General features: G+C 65.7%; 16 protein-coding genes and 1 tRNA gene (1 of these 17 only partly in view). 7 read left to right on the plus strand and 10 right to left on the minus strand.

The annotated features are described in order from the left end of the window. Positions 1–218: 218 nt before the first annotated feature. The 3 genes from SH602x_RS14430 to SH602x_RS14440 all read right to left on the minus strand — a co-directional run bounded on the left by SH602x_RS14430 (position 219) and on the right by SH602x_RS14440 (position 2,568). Entirely contained in the window at positions 219–812 is a 594-nt protein-coding gene (locus SH602x_RS14430) for a recombinase family protein (protein WP_479472976.1), read from the minus strand. Positions 813–1,888: 1,076 nt separating this feature from the next. Further along, positions 1,889–2,299: a hypothetical protein gene (locus SH602x_RS14435; RefSeq protein ID WP_479472977.1), complete on the minus strand. Its 411-nt coding sequence runs from the start codon at positions 2,297–2,299 to the stop codon at positions 1,889–1,891. Between the two features lie 50 nt (positions 2,300–2,349). Beyond that, positions 2,350–2,568, minus strand: coding sequence for a hypothetical protein (locus tag SH602x_RS14440; RefSeq protein ID WP_479472978.1), 219 nt, complete (start codon positions 2,566–2,568; stop codon positions 2,350–2,352). 154 nt (positions 2,569–2,722) lie between these two features. Here SH602x_RS14440 and SH602x_RS14445 point away from each other — a divergent pair. After that, positions 2,723–2,819 (plus strand) — tRNA-Leu (locus SH602x_RS14445). A 95-nt stretch (positions 2,820–2,914) separates the two neighbouring features. On the opposite strand, the gene SH602x_RS14450 is transcribed toward SH602x_RS14445, so the two are convergent. Continuing rightward, the gene (locus tag SH602x_RS14450) at positions 2,915–4,474 is read right to left on the minus strand and encodes a class I adenylate-forming enzyme family protein (RefSeq protein ID WP_479472979.1); all 1,560 of its coding nucleotides are present in this window, start codon (positions 4,472–4,474) and stop codon (positions 2,915–2,917) included. A 172-nt stretch (positions 4,475–4,646) separates the two neighbouring features. Between SH602x_RS14450 and SH602x_RS14455 the strand changes: the two genes are divergently transcribed. Beyond that, the gene (locus SH602x_RS14455) at positions 4,647–5,711 is read left to right on the plus strand and encodes a hypothetical protein (RefSeq protein ID WP_479472980.1); all 1,065 of its coding nucleotides are present in this window, start codon (positions 4,647–4,649) and stop codon (positions 5,709–5,711) included. A 113-nt stretch (positions 5,712–5,824) separates the two neighbouring features. Here SH602x_RS14455 and SH602x_RS14460 read toward each other — a convergent pair whose 3' ends face one another. Further along, positions 5,825–7,009 carry a sensor histidine kinase gene (locus SH602x_RS14460; RefSeq protein WP_479472981.1) on the minus strand — a complete coding sequence of 395 codons (1,185 nt, stop codon included), beginning with the start codon at positions 7,007–7,009 and terminating at the stop codon, positions 5,825–5,827. A gap of 426 nt (positions 7,010–7,435) precedes the next feature. On the opposite strand from SH602x_RS14460, the gene SH602x_RS14465 reads away from it, so the two are divergent. From SH602x_RS14465 to SH602x_RS14480, 4 genes are all read left to right on the plus strand, one after another. Continuing rightward, a complete protein-coding gene (locus tag SH602x_RS14465; RefSeq protein WP_479472982.1) occupies positions 7,436–8,743 on the plus strand; it encodes a hypothetical protein in 1,308 nt (435 codons plus the stop codon). Positions 8,744–8,959: 216 nt separating this feature from the next. Beyond that, positions 8,960–10,264 carry a metallophosphoesterase family protein gene (locus SH602x_RS14470; RefSeq protein ID WP_479472983.1) on the plus strand — a complete coding sequence of 435 codons (1,305 nt, stop codon included), beginning with the start codon at positions 8,960–8,962 and terminating at the stop codon, positions 10,262–10,264. A 58-nt stretch (positions 10,265–10,322) separates the two neighbouring features. Further along, positions 10,323–13,874: an AAA family ATPase gene (locus SH602x_RS14475; RefSeq protein ID WP_479472984.1), complete on the plus strand. Its 3,552-nt coding sequence runs from the start codon at positions 10,323–10,325 to the stop codon at positions 13,872–13,874. 46 nt (positions 13,875–13,920) lie between these two features. After that, complete coding sequence (locus tag SH602x_RS14480) at positions 13,921–14,367, plus strand: SUKH-3 domain-containing protein (protein WP_479472985.1); 447 nt, start codon at positions 13,921–13,923, stop codon at positions 14,365–14,367. Between the two features lie 69 nt (positions 14,368–14,436). Here SH602x_RS14480 and SH602x_RS14485 read toward each other — a convergent pair whose 3' ends face one another. Beyond that, complete coding sequence (locus tag SH602x_RS14485) at positions 14,437–15,021, minus strand: GNAT family N-acetyltransferase (protein ID WP_479467673.1); 585 nt, start codon at positions 15,019–15,021, stop codon at positions 14,437–14,439. A 214-nt stretch (positions 15,022–15,235) separates the two neighbouring features. Here SH602x_RS14485 and SH602x_RS14490 point away from each other — a divergent pair, with 214 nt between their 5' ends. Next, positions 15,236–16,339 (plus strand): DUF1570 domain-containing protein, encoded by a 1,104-nt coding sequence (locus SH602x_RS14490; protein ID WP_479472986.1) that lies wholly within the window; start codon positions 15,236–15,238, stop codon positions 16,337–16,339. A 30-nt stretch (positions 16,340–16,369) separates the two neighbouring features. Here SH602x_RS14490 and SH602x_RS14495 read toward each other — a convergent pair whose 3' ends face one another. From SH602x_RS14495 to SH602x_RS14510, 4 genes are all read right to left on the minus strand, one after another. Continuing rightward, on the minus strand, positions 16,370–17,239 hold the full coding sequence (locus SH602x_RS14495; RefSeq protein WP_479472987.1) for an NAD(P)-dependent methylenetetrahydromethanopterin dehydrogenase: 870 nt from the start codon (positions 17,237–17,239) through the stop codon (positions 16,370–16,372). A 154-nt stretch (positions 17,240–17,393) separates the two neighbouring features. Then, a complete protein-coding gene (gene fae, locus SH602x_RS14500) occupies positions 17,394–17,891 on the minus strand; it encodes a formaldehyde-activating enzyme (protein ID WP_479467670.1) in 498 nt (165 codons plus the stop codon). 251 nt (positions 17,892–18,142) lie between these two features. Beyond that, complete coding sequence (locus SH602x_RS14505) at positions 18,143–19,573, minus strand: tetratricopeptide repeat protein (protein ID WP_479472988.1); 1,431 nt, start codon at positions 19,571–19,573, stop codon at positions 18,143–18,145. A 126-nt stretch (positions 19,574–19,699) separates the two neighbouring features. Further along, positions 19,700–20,589 carry the 3' portion of a hypothetical protein gene (locus SH602x_RS14510; protein ID WP_479472989.1) on the minus strand. Its footprint extends 502 nt past the window's final position, so 890 of the gene's 1,392 nt are visible here — the last part of the coding sequence; the start codon falls outside the window, past its right edge — the gene reads right to left on this strand; it ends in the stop codon at positions 19,700–19,702.

The following is a 20,589-nucleotide window of genomic DNA, read 5'->3' on the forward strand; positions in this document are numbered from 1 at the left end:
TGCGGCGTTGTTACAAGTTTGGCGGGGCGTAGTTACAACCCTGAAAGCGCGGTTACAAGCCGCGCGGCGGCAAACTGCGCCCGATCGCGCGTTCCGGTTACAATGCGCGCAATGCTAGGTTTATGACCGCACAGCCGCGTCAATCGGCATATCCCGATCAATCGTTCCATTCCGCACGATCGACAGGACTGATCCAGCCCTGGCGACCGTGCCAGCCGTCACCACCCGCCCCGCACGACCGCATAGACGGTGGGACGCGAGACGCCGGTCGATCGGGCAATCTCGCTGACGCTCTTCCCGGCGGCGTGAAGCGTGCGAATCGCGTCCGCCTTCTCGCTAACCGCCTTCGTAACGGTCCCGGCCTTGCGACCGCCCCAAGTCTTCCCGGCCTCGCGTGCGGCGGCTTGCCCTGCCAGGACGCGCTCGGCTCGGCATTCCGTCTCGAATTGCGCGATCGACGCGAGGACGTTCGCGAGCATCCGACCCGCTGGCGTCGAAAGGTCGATGCCGTCCTTTAGCGAGACGAGATTGACGCCCCGCTCCTGGAGGTCGGCGAATAGAGCGGTCAGCCCCTTCGCCGTTCGGCCAAGTCGGTCAAGGCGCCAGCAAACGACCGTCGAAACGTCGCCCCGGTCGATTGCCGCCTGGAGCTTGCTCCAGCCCGGTCGGTCCATCGTCTTCCCGGTGAACGTGTCCCGGTAGAACGTGACCTCTCCATCCTGCGCTTCAGCCCAGCGCTTCAGGTCCGGTAACTGGGAAGCGAGCTTCTGCTTGCGGCTCGACACGCGAACATAGACGGCGATGTGTTTCATGCTTCAACTATGCTTCGATGCCGGCCTGTTGTCAAACTTGATCTAAAAACGTAGCGCTACAGTTCTGCGCTTGCGAAAGTCCCGTGAATTCGGCCCGTATCGCGACGGATTCGGGCGGATACTGAAGTTTGACAACTAGGGCGACCCGGCGCCGCGCTGCGCTTACTGCCGGCGAGCCGCGCTTGCGAGGTTTTCCAGGCGACCCGCAGGGAGGCGCTGGCGACCCGCTCCGAGCGACGGGAGTTGCCGACCTTTTAGGGGGCGACCGCTGAAGTGAGACGCGAGAGATGCAAGTGGCGACGCTCCAGGCTTCGCTCCGCGAGGTCTCCGCGATCCGTTGCCAGCCGCGAACCGCTAGACGCTGAAGGCATCGCCGAACGAAGGCCAGCCGATCCGCCGCGAGGTCGCCCGTCGCTGGCGCCTAGACGCTTGGAGGTCGCCATCGCGAACCGCGAGAGCTTGCCGTGAGCGTCCCGACGAGCGGATGCCCGATGCTGGAGGATCGCCCGCGAGACGATCGACGAGCGATGCCGCGACGCCCCGCCCCGAACACTCCAGACCATAGTGCGGCGACCGCTCGCGACACTATGCGGCGAGCGTCCTGGAGCAACGGGGGCGGCGAATCGCATAGGGCGCCCCTGGAGCTTCTGGGATCGCGTCTCGCGGCCTCACGCTGACGACGTGAGACGATAGCCGTTCGTCGAATGGATGCGGGAGAAGGCGCCAGCGGCGACGTGGCGAGCAATCAGGAATCGGGAGTCGAGACGCCATAGGCTGATTGCCTGGAGCTTCGCCCGTGCGGCGACCTCCAGGATTCCAACTTCTCGATCGCTGATTCCTCAGTCGGTTTCACGCCTTGTTAGGGCCGAGCCGGCGGCGTAGCGATTGTGCCGGTGGTGCGGGTCGTGCGGGTGGTAGGGGGTGGGTCAATTGCGAGGGGTCTGGTGGTCGTGCCGGTCGCGCGGATCGCTCCGCCCTATCTGCCCCCGCCGCTCCAGAATCGTGCGTCACTGCCGCGTCGAAACAGACCCGCCCGAACCGCCGAAGCAATCCGGGCGGGTCACACCTGGAGAGTGTCAGGCGGTCGCCAGCGACTTCGCGACGTGATCGCGGACCCATTCGCCGACCTGATCGAAGCGGACGCGCCCAAGCGCCCGGAGCGCCAATAGCGCCACGAAGTTCCCCGGCGTGATCTCGCGGTATGCCTCGCGGTCAGGACCGAACGGGCCGATCTTCATTTCTTCCCAAGCATCGGCGTCGCCGTGTTCGGTGCGGAAGCCGTCGTTCGCGAGTTCCAGGATTGTCGGGCGCAGCTTCTCGCCGACGAGCTTGTTTAGCAGCTTCTCGCGATAACGCTTGTTGCCGGCCTTCGGGTCGGTCGCGGCTTCGGCTTCGGCCTCCGCGCAGACCCGCTCCAAGAGTCCCGGTTCGACGTACTCGTTGTGACAAAGGTATCGGGCGCAGTGGGCAAGTTCAAAAGTCAGCATCGTTGCGTTCTCCAGGTGGTGTGATCGCCGGTCGTTCGGCGACGCGATGGTTACGCCGCCGAAGCGTCGGCGGTTTCGGTTCGCTCGGCAGAGTCATCGGTGTGCGAGACGTCTCTGTCGGCCTCTTGCGTCAGGTGGGCAAACAGATCCGGCCGTTCGTTCATCGCTTTGGCGAGTCCCGGAATGTGTTTCTGAATCCATTGAGAGCTAGGGAGCGTCATCGTTGCGTTCTCCAAAGGTTTGAGGTCGCCGGTCGAACGACCGTTCATACGATGGTTACGCCGAAGGCCGATCGGCGGTTTTGCAGGCGCCGAGAAATCAGTCGATCAGCGCGAGAATCGCGCGGCGGACGTTCGCGGGGAGCGCTCCCCAAGCAGCGACAACCTTTCTGAGGTCGTCTGTACAACCGTCTGTACAAGCAGGGCAAAAGTCGCCGTTTTCACGGCCTTTTTGCGTCTCTGCGCTGGACTCAAAATCCAGTGCCCGCAAGGGCGTGAGGGTTCGACCCCCTCCTCTGGTACTTCAATAATGGCAAGGGCTTGTGCGGAAACGTGCGAGCCCTTGTTTGTTTGGGGACGTCGGCTTCGTGCGACATCGCCAAGTCGAAGGGGAGGGTCACGCGAGATGGCGATTGACCGCGGCGGCGGCCATCTGCTGCAGCGCCGCACGGTCGACCTTTCCGACGGCGTTGAGCGGCAGGGCGTCGAGCACGACGATTTCGTCGGGAGCCTTATAGCCGACGCGAGCGCGCGAGAACTGGATCAAGTCGGCCGAGTTCGGGCGTTCGGCGTCGGGCCGGAAGGCGACGTACGCACGCACGTTCTCTCCATGCACGAGGTCGTGGATGCCGACCACGCCCGCGCTGGCGACCGCCTCGCATTCAAGCAGCGAGTCTTCCACTTCCTGAGGGCAGATGTTGGAGCCGTCGTGGATGATGATCTGCTTCTTTCGCCCGCGAAACCACAGGTAGCCCTCCGCGTCAGCAGACACCAGGTCGCCCGTGTCGAGCCAGCCTTCGACGATCGTTTCCGCGGTCGCATCGGGTCGGTTCCAGTAGCCGATCATGGCACTCGCGGACCGCACCCAGAGCCGTCCCGGCGTTCCGGCAGGCGTCTCCGCGCCCTCGTCGTCGCGGATTGACGCCTCGAATCCGGACGCCGTCTGGCCGATCGACCCGATCCGGTTGCCGCCCGCCGTCGGGTTGTAGGTGACCGTCCCGGCCTCGGTCATTCCGTAAAGTTCCTCGATCGAAGAGCCGGTCAGCGCCGCGTATTCGCGCTGCAACTCCGCCGAGATCTTGTCGCCGCCGGAGACGCACCGCCGCAGCGATCGGAAGTCCGCCCCAGATGCGCCCGGATCGCGGACCAGGGCGAACAGCGGGGCCGGCAGCATGCACAGCAGCGTCGGCCGCGAGGTGCGAAGCAGCGGCAGCAACTCTCCGCCGTCAAATGTTCGAGCGATCGCGACGCGAGCCCCGGCAGCCAGCCCGGCGAAGGAAAACGAGGACGCTGCCACGTGAGAGGCGGATGTAGCCGGAAGGAAGACGTCGGAGGGCGTCAGCCCGAGACCGGCTACGGCGCTGGCGACCATCCAGCCGAACGTGCGTTGCGAATGGGTCACGCCTTTCGGCTTTCCCGTGCTTCCTGACGTGAAGAAAATGAACGCGGTAGCTTCGGGCGAAGGGCTGGGCAGATCGGGCATCGGTCCGTCCGCCGTCATGAGTTCTTCGAGGCGGCGATGTACGCTCCCTTCGGCGCCGTAACTGATGCGTCCGAGCTTGAGTCCCGCGACCCGTTCACTTGCGGCGAGCGTGTCCTCGCGCTCTGCGTGAGCGACCAGAAGCGAGGCGCCGCTGACTTCGAGTGCGTGATCGATCTCCGGCGACTGGTAGCGGTAATTGAGCGGCGTCGCTGCAAGCCCTGCCTTCACGCAAGCGAGATAATGAACCAGCAGCGCCCCGCGATTCGGCATCAATGACGCCACGCGGTCGCCTGGCGATAGACCCAGCGCCAGATACTGCCCGGCGAGCCGCGTCGTAGCCTGCTCCAGTTCCGACCAGGACCATGTTCGTTCCAGGGAGATCAACGCTGTAGCGTCGGGCGTGGCCTTCAAGCCGACCTCAAGCAGCCTGCTTAGTTCGATCGGCCGATCCAAGGTCGCTCCTGCTAGCGCCACGAAACTTCCTTCGCGTAAGAGCCAAAGATGCGACCGAGGGGTTCGGCAGCGTCGCCGGTTATCTTACGCGAACGCAAGTCAAGCCAGCGTCGATTGGCATTGGTGACGCTCGATCGATCGTTCAAACTGTCGGCGTTCGTGAGAGGAACGCGTCGATCGGGGAGCATGGGCCATGGCGGGCAAGCGGTTCGAAGCGGCATCGGCAGCGCTGGCGATGACGCTACTCGGGCTGACGGGCGGATGCGATCGGTTCTGGCAGACTCCGTTCACGCCGGCGCCGCCGATTGCGTTCCCGACCGGCGACTTCGTCATCGCGACGACCGCGGATGCGGAAGGCGGTGGGGGCGACGTTTCGTCGACGACGTACGACCTCTCGGAACTGCTGGTCGAACGCGACGACGCGGCAGGCGAAGAGACGCGGCGGGAACTTCTCGCGACGATCCGGCAATGCCTGCCGTCGGAGCGGACGATCGAACTCGTCGGCGAGGAACTGACCGCGAAATTGACGGAGGGGGAGCATTCCGACCTGGCCCGGATGCTCGAGGACTGGCGTCGCGGCGGCGCCTGTCAGATCGTCGTGGAATCGCGGTTCATCAGTCCCGCCGTCGCTGCCGTGACTCCGATCGCCTGGAAGCCCGTGCCGCTCCGAACCGACGGTCACTTCGGCCTTCCGATCTTCGGCGCCCGCATCACGGAACCGCAGCTCGTGCAGTTGCTGACCGATGTGCAGAACGACCCGAACTCCGAGTATCTGTACGCTCCTAAGTTCACGCTATTCAACGGGCAGAGCCTGACCCTATCGGACGTCGTCGCCCGGCCCTTCGTGACGTCGGTGACTCCGCTGCCGAACGGCGCAATGCAACCCGTCATCACGACGGTCGACGAAGGGTTCAAGATCGCGATCCGGCCCTCGACGAGCGGCGACGGACAGGTCGATCTGTCGGTCGATTTCTACTTCGCCGAGATCGGCGAGGTCGCGGAGGTCCCGCTTCCGTTCCGGCACCCCAGCGGTCCGCCGATTCCGATTACGGTTCAGGCGCCAGCCGTGACGACGACGTCCGCCGCGGCCTCGGTTCGCCTGGCGGCCGGCGAGAGCTATCTGATCTGCGTCCCCGGCGCTCCCGACCCGAAGCATCCCAAGGCTCCGACGCTCTCGAACTTCGTCGTTCTGACGCCTCGCCTGCTCTCCGAGCCGACGAACAGCGCCTCCGCCGCCTCGCCGAGCGTTCGACGTTAGTCGGCGAGCGTCCCCAGGATGCTCACTTAAGCAGCGATCGACGTCGAGAGATACCTGCCTCGATATCGTTCCGGTCGCCAGCTTTGCCTACCGACAGCCGGAAGCATGTCGAGTCACATCGTATCGATATGCTCGGCGTCGAGGATCGGCTGTCCGACCTTCGGCGCGGCGCTTCGGGGCAGGCGGATGGTGAACGCCGTGCCCTCCCCGGCGGTCGAGGTCACGTCGATCCGCCCGCCGTGCGACTTGGCGACTTCGCGGGCGATGTACAGCCCCATGCCGATGCTGCCGGGCCGGTTGCTTCTCGGATGTTCGGCGCTGGAACCGCGGATCAGCGGATCGAAAATTCTCGGAAGTTCGCCTTGCGGGATCGGATCCCCGCCGTTTCGAACCTCGATGAAGACGTTCGACGTTTCGCCTCGAAGCGAAAGCGTGACCGGGAATTCGGGCGAGCCGTGCTGAAGAGCGTTGCCCATCAGATTGGACATCGCCTGGCGGACGCGGTCGGAATCCCACCGTCCGTTCAGATCGCCGTCGACGCTGAACTCGATCGTGCGATCAGGGCGAGCCGTGCGATATTCCGTGATCAGCTCTCGGGCGAGCAGGGCCAGGTCGAACGGCGCCGGGTTGACGGGCATGCCGGCGCCCAGGCGGGTGCGCGTGTAGTCGAGCAGATCGCTGATCATTCGCTCCATCACGGAGACGCTGCTCGAGATCTGATGGCTGCACTCGACGAGTTCATTCGGATCATTCACGACGAGCGGCACCAGGTGCGCTGTCATGCTGATCGAGCTGAGCGGGTTCCGCAGATCATGACTGAGGATAGCCAGGAACATATCGCGGGCCTGATCGACCCGCTTCGTGTAGCTCGCGACGGATTTGGAAAGCGACTGGTCGATCGATTCGTTGAAGCGAGTCAGATCCTCGACGTCGCGATCGTCGGCAGCGGGCGCGCTGTCATGCCAGAGCTGGAGTACGCTGGCGCGCAGCGCCCGGTACTCGCTCATCACCTCCAGCATGTCGAACCCCAGACCCAGGCGATCGACTGCATGCGCATCGGCCGCTCCGTCGAGCGCGTCGTTCTCCTGAGGGCGATCCTGGCCCTTGGATTTTTTCGCCCGCTCGGCGACTGTCTGGGGCGACTTCATATCCCGCGCGGTGGCCTCCAGGATCTGCCCCGCATGGTCGCGTAGCGCGAGTTTGTCCAGATGCTCGCCCGCGCCGATGCTCCGCGCGAAGATCTCCCACTCGGCCAGAATGGGCTCTACATTCGCGAGAATGAAATCAGCGAGACGCATACGCAGCTCCAGTAGAGTTTCATTCTTCTTCGAGCCCCGCGTACGTGCGTCATCTTGGATCGATCGCGCACGTTAACCTGCCGGGACCGATCTGCCCAGCTTGAGACGTGTCGCACGACTGACGCCGACGGCTCTGGCGCCCGCTGAACTACGTCTGCAAACCCGTCGTAAATCGCACTTCCCCGCCCGCACGCTGACGCCACGGGCCTCTGCGCGATCGACGTCCACGTTCGTCGCGTTCGTCCGATGTCCGGCGATTCGCCGTTGCGGCGAAGGGCGGATCCCAGTACCCTTCCGCGTCGCGCTGGGATCCAGGGAGCGGGGACGCCTGCTTCTCAATCACGGCGTCGGTCGACGGCGGATGCGGGCGCGTCGACCGCTGACCTTCACGACGATCCTGCCGCCGGCGACCAGGGAGGGCCGCGGATGGCGACGCTTTCGGCCATGCTCTGCCGCCTGATCTTTATGGTCGGCTGCGCCGGATCGACGTCGGTCGTCGCGTACGCGTGCCTGTTCGGGACGGTCGACCCGACCGAGATCCAGAGCCGCTTCGCCTCCGCGTCGGGCTACTCGCTCGCCTTCGATGCGCTGTCGGAGCCGCGACCTGGCTGCGTGCTGCTCTCCTCGGTGCAGCTGCTCGACCCCGAGACGGGCGACGTCGCGCTTTCCGCGCGGACTGCAGAAATCGAATCGAACGGAACGGACGTCGGCGTCGTCCTGTCGGACGCTACGTTCGAATCCCCCCGCCTGCGCGATTTCCGGAAGCTGTCGGAGGAACTCCTCTCCCGCTTCGCCGGCGACGTCCCGGGAACCGTCTGGATCGAACTGGGCAGCGTCTCATTCGATGCGGTCGAGCGCGAAGGCGCGATCGACCTTCCCGCGGAAACCTTCCGCGACGTGTCTGTTCGTTTGCGAAGGACGGGAGCGACCGAGGCGGGCCGCCAGTGCGATCTGCGAATCGAGTTCCGCCGCAGCGATCGACCCGAGGCCGAACGGGCGGAGATCTCGCTCGAACGGCATAGCGAGAGCGGCGTCGTTCAGTCGCTCTGGCGGATCGATACGAAGCAGGACGGCTTGCCCTGCACGTTTCTCGCACGCTGGATGCCCGAACTTACGACGCTGGGACCCGATGCCGTGTTCCGCGGCAAGGCGACGTTCGCCGACGAGGGCGAAGGGCTCGCGGGCGAAGCGGGCGGCGTCTTTCGGCAGGTCGATCTGCACTCGCTGGTGACGGCGCGGTTTCCCCACAAGCTGGCCGGTCAGGCCGAGGTGACGGTCCATTCCTGCCGGTGGAAGTCAGGCCGGCTGGAAAGTCTCGCCGCCGGTATCGCCGCGGGGGAGGGCGTGATCGGTCGCAGCCTGGTCGAATCGTTCCGCGACTCGCTCGGCTGCCGCATGCCGCCGAACGCCGGACTGTCGGAGGTTTCCCCCTACTTCAGCTTCCGCGAACTGAAAGTCGGAATCGAACTGACCGCCGAGGGCAGGTTGCGGCTCGCCGGCCTGTTGCAGCCGACGGGAACCATCCTGCAGGGCGAAGAGGGGCCGATCCTTTCCGAAGGGAAGCGGGATTACGTACCTGTTTCGCGGCTGGTCTACGCCCTCGCACCCCAGAGCGACGTCCAGGTGCCGGCCACCGACGCGACGCGGACGCTGATCGACTGGCTGCCCCTTCCCAAGGCAGCCTATTCGGACGCGAACGCCGAGCCCCGGGCGGTCGTGCGGATGCAGGAATAGCCGACCCTCCCGGCCATCTCTCCGCCCAGAATCCGCGGCCTTCGCTGACCGCACGTGTCACGCGGGTCGCCTAGTCTCTTCCGGGGCTCCTGTCTGCCCGGTTGACGCACGGTCAGGCGCTCTCCCAGAATCGCGGGTGGTTCCGATCCGGCGTCATGCTCGTCGGCGGGCCCTCTGCGACATCTTCGCCGCGCTCGCGCTCAGGGACGACTCTCCATGCGGTTTCTGCACGTCGCGGACATCCACCTCGACAGCCCGATGCGGCATCTCCGCCGCATGGACGACGAAGCGCACGACGATCTGATCCGCTGCACCCGCCGGGCGCTCGTGAATCTCGTGCAGTTCGCGATCGATCCGGCGAACGCCATCGATTTCGTCGTGATCGCCGGCGACGTGTTCGACGGCGAATGGCGGGACTTTCAGACCGGCCTCTTCTTTCAGAAGCAGATGCTGCAGCTGAAGGAAGCCGGCATCCCGGTCGTCGCCATCCGCGGGAATCACGACGCCCAGAGCAAGATGATTCGCGACCTGACCGACTGGCGCGACTCGATCCGCTTCCTCGACGCCGATCGTCCGCAGACGCTCTCCGGGCGGGATCTCGGTCTGGATTGCGACGTCCTGATCCACGGGCAAAGCTTTCGCGAAGGAGCCGTGCCCGACAACCTGGCCGCGACTTATCCGGCGGGCGATCGCGGCACGTTCAATCTGGGACTGCTGCACACGTCGTTCGCGGGCTTCGAGGGGCACGACGTCTACGCCCCCTGCGTACTCGACGACCTGAAACGCAAGGAATACGGCTACTGGGCGCTGGGGCACATTCACCTGCGGCAGTCGCTCGACGGCGCCGCGGAGGAAGATTCCTGCATCCGGTACGCCGGCAACCTTCAGGGCCGCCACGTCAAGGAAGAGGGGCCCAAGGGAGCGATCGTCGTCGACGTCGACGCCCGGCAGCGGGTCACGTCAAGATTCGTCCCGTTCGACGTCCTCCGCTGGAAGCGCCTGATCGTGACGGTGGAACCCGACTGGTCGCGGGCGAAGTGTCTCGACGCAGTCGAAACGGCGATCAAGGAAGCCGTCGCCGCGCGCGACGGGCGAGATCTGGCGCTGCGGATCACGATCGCGGGTCGCTCGGCCGCGCATGGAGAGTTCTCGCGCGACGCCGAGAAGGCGACGGCCGAGATCGCGGAACTGGCGTACTACGTCGAACGCGAGGCGCTCTGGATTGAGAGCGTCCGGATAAGGACGAAGGGAGCCTACGATCGCGAGAAGCTCGCTCGCGACGACGGTCCCGCGGGCGAGATCGTTCGCTGGTTCGACGAAGCCGCAGGCGACGCAGCCTTCTCGCTCGAAGACGATGCGCTGGCCCAGTTGCTGAAGAAGCTGCCGCGGGATCTAAGGGAAGCCTCGGTCGCGGAGGACGACGCCGACGAGTTCCTTTCACCGGAGCGACTCAAGCAGTTGCTGCCGCAGGCGGAGGCGCTGCTGCTCGACGCGATCCTCGGCGACGGCGGCGATCGCTGAGACGCCCGATCGCTAAGGCTGACCGCTTCAATCTTTTCTCTCGCGACGCTCGCCCATCATGCGTTTGCTCTCCCTGCATCTTCAAGCGTTCGGTCCTTTCGACGACGCGATCCTGTCGCTCGACGACGAAGACGCGGCGGAGCCCCGGCTGACGATCGTCTACGGACCGAACGAAGCGGGGAAAAGCACGGCGCTGCGCGCGGTGCGGCACCTCCTGTTCGGCGCAGGCGCGTCGAAAGATTCCTATCGCGTCGGCAGCCAGCGCGTGAAGGTCGGCGGACGCATCCGCACGGATGACGGCGTCGTGCGAGAGATTCTGCGGAAGGGGATCACGGGGAAGAAGCTATTCGCGCTGGACGGCAAAGCGTCCGCGGACGAAGGGCCGCTCGACGCCGCGCTGGGGGATCTGGACGCGGCTTCGTACGAGTCGAAGTTCGGCCTCCATCACGAGGATCTGGAGGCCGGAGCACGCGCGGTCCTGGAATCGTCCGGCAGTTTGAACTCCGCGCTCTTCGCCGCGACCGCGAAGACGAAGAGCCTGCAGAAGCTCCAGCAGGATCTGCTCGACCGGGCGGAGAAGCTGTTCAAGCCGCGCGCGACGACGGGGAGCAAGATCACGAACGTGCTGGGAGAGTTCAAGAAACTCGACGACGATGCGCTCCGTGCCGAGCGGGCAGGGGACGTCGAAATCTACCGGACTGTCTGCCGCGGCATCGCCGATCAGAAGGCGAAGATCGAGACCCTGCGCGAGCAGAAGGCCGCTCGCCAACGCGAGGCCCGCAGCCTGCGACTGCTGGCTGAGTCGCTGATTCCGCATCGCAAGCGGCGGGAGATCGCGTCCGAACTGGCGAGCCTGCGGGACGTTCCCACGCCGGAGGAAGATTACGAGCCCCTTAGGCAGAAGCTCGACGGCGAACGCATCGCGCTCGAAGAACGCCGGAGACGATCGCAGAAGGCTCTTCAGGACGCCGAGGCCTCGCTCGCCGAACTCGGTTCCCCGTCGCCTCTGCTGGCGCATGCCGACGAAGTCGAGCGGCTCGTACGCGAAGCGGCCGTCGTGGCGGAAGAACGCCGCCGAGCGGAGGGTCTTGCCGCGGATCGCGAGCGCCTGGCCCGGGAGGCGGGCGAAGCGCTTGCCCGTATCGGAAGCGCGGCCGTCGAGGCCGACCTGGAAAGTCTCAGCCTGCCCGACGATTTCGCCGCCTCGCTGCTGAAGTCGATCGAACTAAGGACCAAGTACGAACAGCAGCGGTCGGATCTCGACGAACGACGCCGAGACATGTCCACGCGACTGAACGAGTTGGACGCGACGCAGAACGCGACCGTCGCGCCTGGTTCGCCGGTCGCTCTGGCCGAGGCGCTGACGGCCGCGAAGGTCGCCGCGGGCTCCGTCGCCGAACGCGACCGCCTGCATGCGGAGGCGCAAGCGAAACAGGCCGAGGCGCTCGCGTGGATCTCCCGCCGGATGACGCGACCGGTCGAGGTTGCGGACCTCGCGGCGCTTCCCGTGCCGTCCGTCGCCACGATCGAGGAAGAGAGCGCCGCGCACGACCGGCGCCTCGACGCGGAGGCGAAGCTCGTTCAGGAACGCGACGGCTGGTCGCTCAAGCGGGCCGATCTGCAGGCCGATCTTCGCAGCGACGACATGCAGGGGCTGCCGTCGGGAGACGATCTGCGTGCAGCGCGGGCCGCTCGTGATGCAGCGGTTCATGCGCTGGCCGAGGATCTGATCGCGCCGACGCCGGCGGCGGGCGGACTGTTCGACGCGGCTGATCGCGAAGCGCGCCAGGCGAAACTCGACGAGGTGACGCGGCGGATCGACGAAGCCGACGGCATCGTCGACGTCCTGCGACGCGAGGCCGACCGGGTCGTGCGGTTGGAGCGAGCGCTGCGGGAAGAACGGGCCTGCGCCGAGAAGATCGCCTATCTCGAATCGCGGCTGACGGAACAGGCGGCGACGCGAGACGCGGCCCAGGCCGCGTGGGCGGAGCGCTGGATCGAACTGGGCGTTCGACCCGACTCGCCCCGGGCGGCGCTCGCCTGGCGTGCCGAATGGGAGCGGACCGTCGCCGCCGTTCAGGAAGCCCGGGAGTCGGACCGCCGCGCGGCAGAGATGACGCGGCGGATCGACGACGTTCGGGATGCGTTGTCGAAACTGCTGGGATTCGAAGCCGGCGAAGAACCGCGGTCGATCGAGGAAGCGATTCTTCTCGGCGAGCGTCGCAAGCGGGAGTGGGATGCGGCGGAACGCGCGGCCATCGAGTTCGCCAGCGAACGAAAGCGAATCGGGGAGCACCTTCGCGAGGTCGAGCGAAAGTTCGAGCGGCTGGAGGAATCGCTCCGGGCGTGGGACACCGACTGGGAGCGAAAGCTGAAGTCGTTGCCGTCGTCCGCCGACCGCCGGCCCGACGGCGCGCTGGAGTTTCTGAAGCGATTCGAGGAATGGCGCGGACGCCGGAAGGAACTTTCCAAGATCGACCGCGAACTCCAGGCGATCGCCCGTCGACAGGCGACGTTCGCGGAAGACGTCGCGGCGCTCTCGATGCGGCTCGCGACGACCGATGCGGAGCGCTCGTCCGCCAGCGATCCTGCCGGCGAACTGAGAGGCCGGCAGGCGGCGCTCGCCCAGGAACTTCGCCGCGAGGACGAGCGGCGCCGCTTGCGCCAGGAGGCCGCGAAAGCCTCGACCGAGATCGCCAACGCCGAAGAACGGCTGGCCGTCGTCGTCGGAGAGCTTGCGCGAATCTGCGAGGCAGTCGGCGCGGAGAAGTGCGCCGACCTCGTCGAACGGCTCGGGGCCGTCTCGAAGAAAAAACGGGCGCTCGCCGCGGCGCGCGAGCTGGACGAGCAACTTGCTTCGCGAATGCCGGACGCGGATTGGGACGCCGTCGGGAAGGAGTTGGCGCGGTGGACGCTCGATTCGCTCGGCGAAGCCGCGGGCGAGGCTGACGAGGCGGTCGATCGGCTGGACGAACAGCTTCAGGAATCGACGCAGCGCCTCGGCGAGATGGAACGCGAACGCGACGCCTGGAACGGCGAGTCGCAGGCGGCGGATCTCGTGCAGCGCAAACAGAAGCATATCGCCGACCTCCAGGCGAACGCCGAACTATACGCGGTCTATCGACTTGCCTCCGCGGCCCTCGAACGGTCGATCGAACGCTATCGCGAGAAGAACAAGAGCCCGATCCTCGAGAAGGCAGGCAAGTACTTTTCCCTGCTCACCTGCGGCGCCTTCCGCGGTCTGGAGCCCTCGTCGGACGAAGATGGCGTCTCCGTCGTCGGGCTGCGCGGAGAAGAGGACGCGGGCGAAGCGCTTGTCTCCGGCATGAGTCGCGGGACGTGCGACCAGCTCTACCTGGCCTTTCGCATGGCGCTCTGGGAAGAGCGGCTGGAGAAGGGGTCGCCGCTGCCGATCGTGCTCGACGACGTACTGGTCCACTTCGATGACGAACGGGCGGCGGCGACGCTCAAAGCGTTCGACGAACTCGCGAAGCGGACGCAGATCGTTTACTTCACCCACCACCAGCATCTGGTCGACCTGGCGAAGCGGACGCTGCCTGCCGATCGTCTGCTCGTACGAGAACTGCTGCCGTCGGGCGTTCGGAATTGACGGGTCCGGAGAGAAAAGGAAGTTTTCGAGCAGTTCGGAGTCGACGATGCATCGCGCGGATGGCAATGATCGTTTTAGTCCGAGTGTTGCCGCTCAATTGCGCAAGTCGGGGTGGCAAGAAGGTCGCGACGTACGGGCATGGCTAGCCCTGCCGCCCATATACTCGCTCTTCCCCGCCGCAGAACGAGCGTTGGCTGAATTCGGCGGGTTGCACTTCGGAACGACAGGGCCAGGGATCGACTGCGCCACGAGCGACGTCGAGATCGACACGTCAGCCACGGTTCATTTGATCGATGACATAACTCGCTATCAATGCGAACTTGGCACGCAACTCTATCCGCTGGGCCAAGTACATCTGAGGCACGCATATTTGCTCATTGACGAGCAAGGACGCGTGTATCTTATGAATGACGAGCTATTGCCGGTCGCGAAGTCGTTCGACGAAGGATTGGAGAAGCTTCTCTTGGGATTGAAGCGCGGATTCGACGAATGACGGTCGCAATGAATGACAGCGACTTTTCGCTGTCGCATCCATAGAACACAGCGATCCTGCCGAACTCCGTCAATCCCGCACCGACACCGGCACGTTGACGATCGCGGTCTTGTAGACGGTGCGGGCGACTTCGAAGCCGACGCGGCGATAGAGCTTCACCGCCGAGGAGTTGGCGGAAGTGACTTCCAGCGAGGCCGTGCGGCAGCCGACGCGTTTGAACCCGTCGATCGCCTTGCGCAAGAGAAGTTCGCCCAGGCGTTTGCCCTGGCGGTCCGGCGTCACGCCCAGGTTCTGAATCAGGCCGGTCATCCGCGGGTCTTCGATTCCCTGTACGGTACCCACGGGTCGCCATTCGCCGGTCGCATCCTGGGGTTCGACGGCCAGCCACGTCGCCTCGGGCACGAAGCCCTGTCGCCGGACGATCTCGGCCATCAGGCGGCCGCACCCGTCGCGCTCGCCCAGGCAGGCGAAGACGGTCGAGTCCATCTGGCCCACGAAGCTCCGCCACTTCGCCTCGGCGTGGGCCTCGAGCAGTTCGGGCTTCCAGGGGAGCAATCGAAAGGGGAGCGACGCTTCTAGAGCCGCGGTCTCCGCGTCGCTCCAGACAGCGAGCGGAATCTCCATCCGATACCGGCGGACGTAGAGATAGGTCATCGGTCGGAGCGGCGATTCCGAAGCTGTGCGTGCAATTCGAACCCGTCGTGCGGACGCCTTCGCGACGACGGCATGCGTACGTTCAGCATAATCGGTACGGGACGCCTCAGGCGGCGACGAAGAAGGGTCGCGCGCTCACGCTTATCGCGATCGTGCCGAGGCACGGCCTAGAGTTGCGATGGTCGACCCTTCCCTCGCGACGCCACGATCTCGCATGTCCCTTCTCGAAGCCTGTCATCGCCTGCGCCGGAGTTTCCTCGCGATGCCGGCGCTCGCGGCGCTGCTCGTGGCGTCGATCGCCGCAGGGGGCGAGAACTGGACCATGCAGATTCGCGTCGACGGCCAGGCCTACGAAGGGCGACTCGTCGGACGGGACGCCTCGCGACTGATGTTTCAGGAGCGGGACGGCGCCTTGCAGACGTTCGACCTCGACCGGGTTTCGGACTGGAAGAAGACCTCCGCCTCTTTCGCCGCCAAGACTTATCGCGAACTGCGGGGGGACCTGCAAGCGGAGTTCGGACGCGACTTCGTCGTCACCGGCGCGTCGCAGTACGTCGTCGTCCATCCGCGCGGCGGCGAAATCTGGGCGAAGCGCTTCGACGACATCTACCGTTCGTTCTTTCGCTTCTTCGAATTGCGCGGGCTGACGCTGAACGCGCCCGAGTTTCCGCTGATCGCGGTGGTCTTTCCCGACAAACCGGCGTTCGACGTCTATGCACGCGAGCACGGATTCAAGTTGTCGCCTAAGGTCTACGGCTTCTACGCGCCGTCGACGAACCGCGTCTACCTGTTCGACCGTCCGACGCCGGGCGCGACGCACGGCTCCTGGGAGTTGGGCCGCCAGATCGTCTACCACGAGGCGTCGCATCAGATCGCCTACAACGCGGGCCTGCACTCCCGGACGGGGCAGATGCCGCAGTGGCTGGTCGAAGGACTCGGGACCTACTTCGAGACGAAGTCCGTCTGGGGTCGCGAGCCGTCGACGACGAAGACCCGGCTGCATCCGGATCAGGCGGCGACCTATCTCGAATTCGTCGCGAAGCAGCGGGGGCCCTACCTGAAGAACTTCGTGACCAGCGACGCGATGTTCCAGAGCGCGGCGCTCGACGCGTACGCTCTCTCGTGGGCGTTGACCTACTACCTGACCGAGCAGACCGGCCCGGCCTACCTGCGATACATGCAGCAGATCGCCTCGCTTCCCCCGGGCGCGACGTACGACGCGAAGCAGCGCCTCACCGACTTCGAACGAACGTTCGGCGACGACTGGGGGCTGCTCGAAGCGAACGTCGCGCGTCTGATCAGACAGCACGCGAAGTAGCGCGCCGGCGGGCAACTCTCGCTCGCGAGGCTACAGCCCCATCTCTTCGGCGACGGCGTAGATCTCTTCGGCGTCGAAGACCTGGTCGTTGCGATCGAAGAGCTTCTTCACGATCGCCTTGTGCAGCTTCATCTTGTCGCCGCCGATGCCGATGGCGCCGTAGCAGACGCGTCCTTCCCGCTCGGCCGCGCGATCGAGAATCTCGACCCCTTCGACTCCCACGGGCGGAACGGCGTTCAGGTCGACGATCAGCTTCAGGTCGTCGATCGCCTTCCACTGGTTCTTCGAAATCAGTTCCACGCCGGCGGCTCCCGCCGAGATCAGGGCGTCGCAACCGTCGACCGTCGCCTGCAGATCGCGGGCGGTGGAGATGGTCGTCGGTTCGATGGACGCATGCGGATATCGTTCCAGCAGCGACTCCGCGAGTTTCCGCGAACGATCGGCGCTGCGCGAGGCCACGCGCAACTTCGCGCCGCGCGCCGCGAGAAGTCTCGCCGCGCGACTGCCGACGGGGCCGGTCGCGCCGAGAATGGCGACGCGAGCCTCGGCGAACTTCACGTGCCGCGACGCAGCCCGCACCGCGGCAGCCGCGGTGGTATTGGCGCCGTTGGCGTCGAACATGATCGAGACGCGGAACGGACCGTTGAAGCAGCCGCGTACGGTCTCCAGCAGACGCTCGCCCGCGGCGACGTCGGCTCCGCCGATGAAGATGGCGGTCGACTTCAGATCCTGCGGCCCGCGGGTGTACATCGCCCCGAAGACCAGATCGCGGGCCTTCGTCGGTTCGACGCTGGCGTACTGCAAGAGCCGGTCGACGCCCGAATCGACCGCGACCACCGCGTCGAAGACGCTGGCGTGATCGTCGCTGTCGAGTTGGACGAGGATCTTCGGCTTCGTCATGGCACGCAGGCGTCGCGACGCAGAGCGGGAGCCGCGGAGGTCAGCGCCTCGCGCGGTGCGGGAAGGAGCGACGCGAACGATCGCTTCTCATACAGCGGTCGCAGCGAACGATACGCCGCCGCGACCGCGGAAGGACCGACCCTGCGACGTCAGCTTAGAAGCCGCGGAACGGATGGCTGTTGTCATCCTTGTGCGCGAGCATCTCGTCGGCCGACGGCTTGCCGGCCATCGCGCTGGCGATCGCCATCTTGGTCGCTTCGTAGTTGTAGTCGTAGATCTTCTTGTTGTCTTCGGCGAGCCAGTGGATGAAGACGCCACAGACGATGCAGAGGTCTTCGCACTGGTCCTTCGGGATGACGCCCGCGGCGACGGAGTCGGCGACCGCCTTGGCGACCGCTTCCTGGGCCGGGCCGAACATCTGGGCCGCCTGCTTGCCGCCCTTGATGGTGACCTTGGTGATCATGACCGTGGCCGGCTTGACCGCGACGTTCGGCGTGAGGACCGCCAGCAGGTTGCTGTGGCCTTCGCTCTGACGCGAAAGGGCATTGGCGAAGGCGTGTCCGACCGGACCGTCCTTGCTGCCGATCATCAGGTCGATGTGCGAGACTTCGTTGCCTTCGCCGACGAGAGCTTCACCGATGTAGAACGACATGCGCGGCGCTCCGAGAGGAGATAGTTAGGTAAGCGGTCGCCGCGAATGCGGCAGCCTGCGTTCGTCGCAGGGCTCGCGAAAGAAGTCCTGACCGAGCGACGGCGCAGGTTCTTCGCGAAAACAAGCCGTGAGGATAGCGAACTGCGTTCGCATTTCAAGCGGACGATCCGCGGGCGAAGCGACGCCGGGTTTTCGCGACGCGCCGCAAAATTAGAAGTGCGGCAGAGCGGGGACGCGACGGCGGCGTCTCTCTACCGGCGTTCCAGATACTCGATCAGCTTCAGTCGCGGGATCTCGAGGTCATAATCGACGTAGCTCCCGAGCGCGCCGATCTTCTGCGACATCTGCCGGATCGCGACGGTGGTGCCCGTCCCCATGCCCGTCAGCTTCTCTTCTTCCTTGTCCAGTTTTTTGAGGTCGTCGTCGATCCGCCGGAGCCCCCGCTGCAGTTCGTTGACCTTCTGGGCGTGGAAGGCGTTCTTCTCCGCGATCTCGCGATTGATGTTGACGAGCGCCGACGACGCCTGGGCGAAGTTTCGCTCGGCGAGCTGGATCTGCGCCTCCATCGCCGCGGCCTGCTGCTGGGCGACCTGAAGTTCGCTCTGGAGGAGCTGCTGGACGCCGAGGTCGGTGAACGGGACCGCAATCAGGCTGCGGCGGATCCGTTCGATGTTCTCCAACTGTCGCTGGTACTGCTGCCGACCGGGTCCGAGCTGGTTCGTCATCACGCCGACGGCCTGCCGGGCCTGCAGCTGCGCGCCGGCCAGATTGCCGACTTCGTTCTTCGCCGTCTCGAGCGCCGAGGTGAGTTGGCCGTCGATGTCGATGCGGCGTTCCTGCAACTGCGTCCGTCGCTCCTGCAATTCCGACAGGCCCTCGGCCGCCGCTTCGTCGGCCGCCTCGGCGAGATCCGCGACCGCCGCGTCTTTTTCGGCGATCAGCGCGTCGTGGCGCTCCGACGCGACGCGTTCGGCCGTCTCGAACAGCCGCAGATCCTCGACCGCGAGACCGCCCGCGACGTCGTCGCGCAGCTTCTCGAAGGACTCCGGCTCCGTCACTCGCTCCGCCGCGGTCGCGAGGTAGCCGTGAACCTGGCCCAGGAACCGCAGGTCGTCCGCACGGACCGACGCGGGACGCGGGCTCTCCTTTCCATCCGCTCCCTCCGCGAACAGAACTTCCTGGAATTTCGTCATCGCGACGAGCGCCTGGTCGTACCGCTTCCGCGTGAGCGCGACCCAGATGCGGGTCTTGAGAAACATCGGATCCTGCGGACTGCGCTCCAGCGCCCGATCGATCGCGGCTTCGGCTTCGTCGTACTGGTTGTGCTTGAAGCGAACGAGGCCGTACAGATAGTCATCCGCCGGCACGGTCGTCGCGCCGCTCTTCAGCGCCGCGTAGAGCAGGGGAGCCCGCTCGCGATTCTCCGCCGTGCTCGACCAGCGGTCGCGCAGGAGTTCCAGGCGAAGCGTCGTCGGATTCGACGAAATCGTCGCCGCCGGAAGGGCAGCCGCCGGGACGGCGGGCGCAGCCGCGGACGGCGCGGGCGCCGCCGGAATGGGCAGCGGGGCAGCAACTTCCTGTGCCGTCACGACGCCGCACGCGATCGCACAGGCGAAAGCCGCGGATGCGCCGGCGAAAGCCGCTGACGCGTGTGCGATTCGATCTGCGAGCCTGGTGACCATCGTCCTTACTTCCTGAAGCGGGCCTTCCCGGACCCGGCGTCGACCTCCTCGGCGGAGCGCGACGCTGTTATTCCTTTGATGCTACGTTCGGCCCGATCGCGGCTCAATCGAATACGGCCTGCGGGCTTAACGTTTGCCGAGCGCCGCGAGCGCCGCTTTCCGCGGTACTTCCAGCGAAAAGTCGACGTAGGTCGAAAGCTCCGTCAGCGCTCGCTCGCTTTCGCGCATTTCGAGCGACCGCCGACGCTTCGGGTCTGCGATCCCCTGGGCTTGTCGATCGAGCAGTTGCAGTTCGCGTTCGATCTTCGCCTCGTCCCACGCGAGCTTGGCGACATTCCGCTGGAGTTCTGCCTCGCGAGTCGCCCGCTGCTGGCGGATCTGCTGAAAATTGAAGTTGAGCTGTGCGTGATCGCGCTGCAGGGCGTCCATCTGCGCCTCCAGACCGCTCAATGCCGTCCAGGCGAGAGCGATCCGGTCCTGGAAGAAGATCGCGTCTGGGCGTAGTCGGGGATCGGTACCCGAGTCGGGCGGACCTTCCTCCCGGCTCCTCCGCAGGGCGTACAGAAATCGCAGATTATCGAGCACGCCTTCGTACTCGATGCGGAGCGCCGTTGCCTGCCGCTGGGCCGTTTGGACGGACGAAGCCGCGAGAGCTTCAGCCTCCGTCAACGCTCCGAGCGCTTCCCGGGAGGCGTCGTTCACTCGCGATCGCAGAGGATCGATCTTCGACTTATCCTCCTGCAACTCTTCCTGGCGCGTCTTGAGCTCGGCCAGCTTGGCTTCGGCCTCGGCCTGCATTTCCTCGCGTTCCTCAGCCGCCAGCCGTTCCAGTTCGTTCGCGGCGGTCTCGTATCGCTCTCCGACCGAACGTTCCGCCGCTTCGAAGACGCTGAGGGCGCTCAGCGGCAGTTCGGCTGCGACCTCGTCGCGCAGCGAAAGCAGCAGGCGCTCGCTTTCGAGGCCGCCGTACGGACCGGCCAGATAACCATGGAGCTGGCCCAAAAAGACCACGTCGT

Source organism: Lignipirellula cremea, assembly GCF_056501455.1.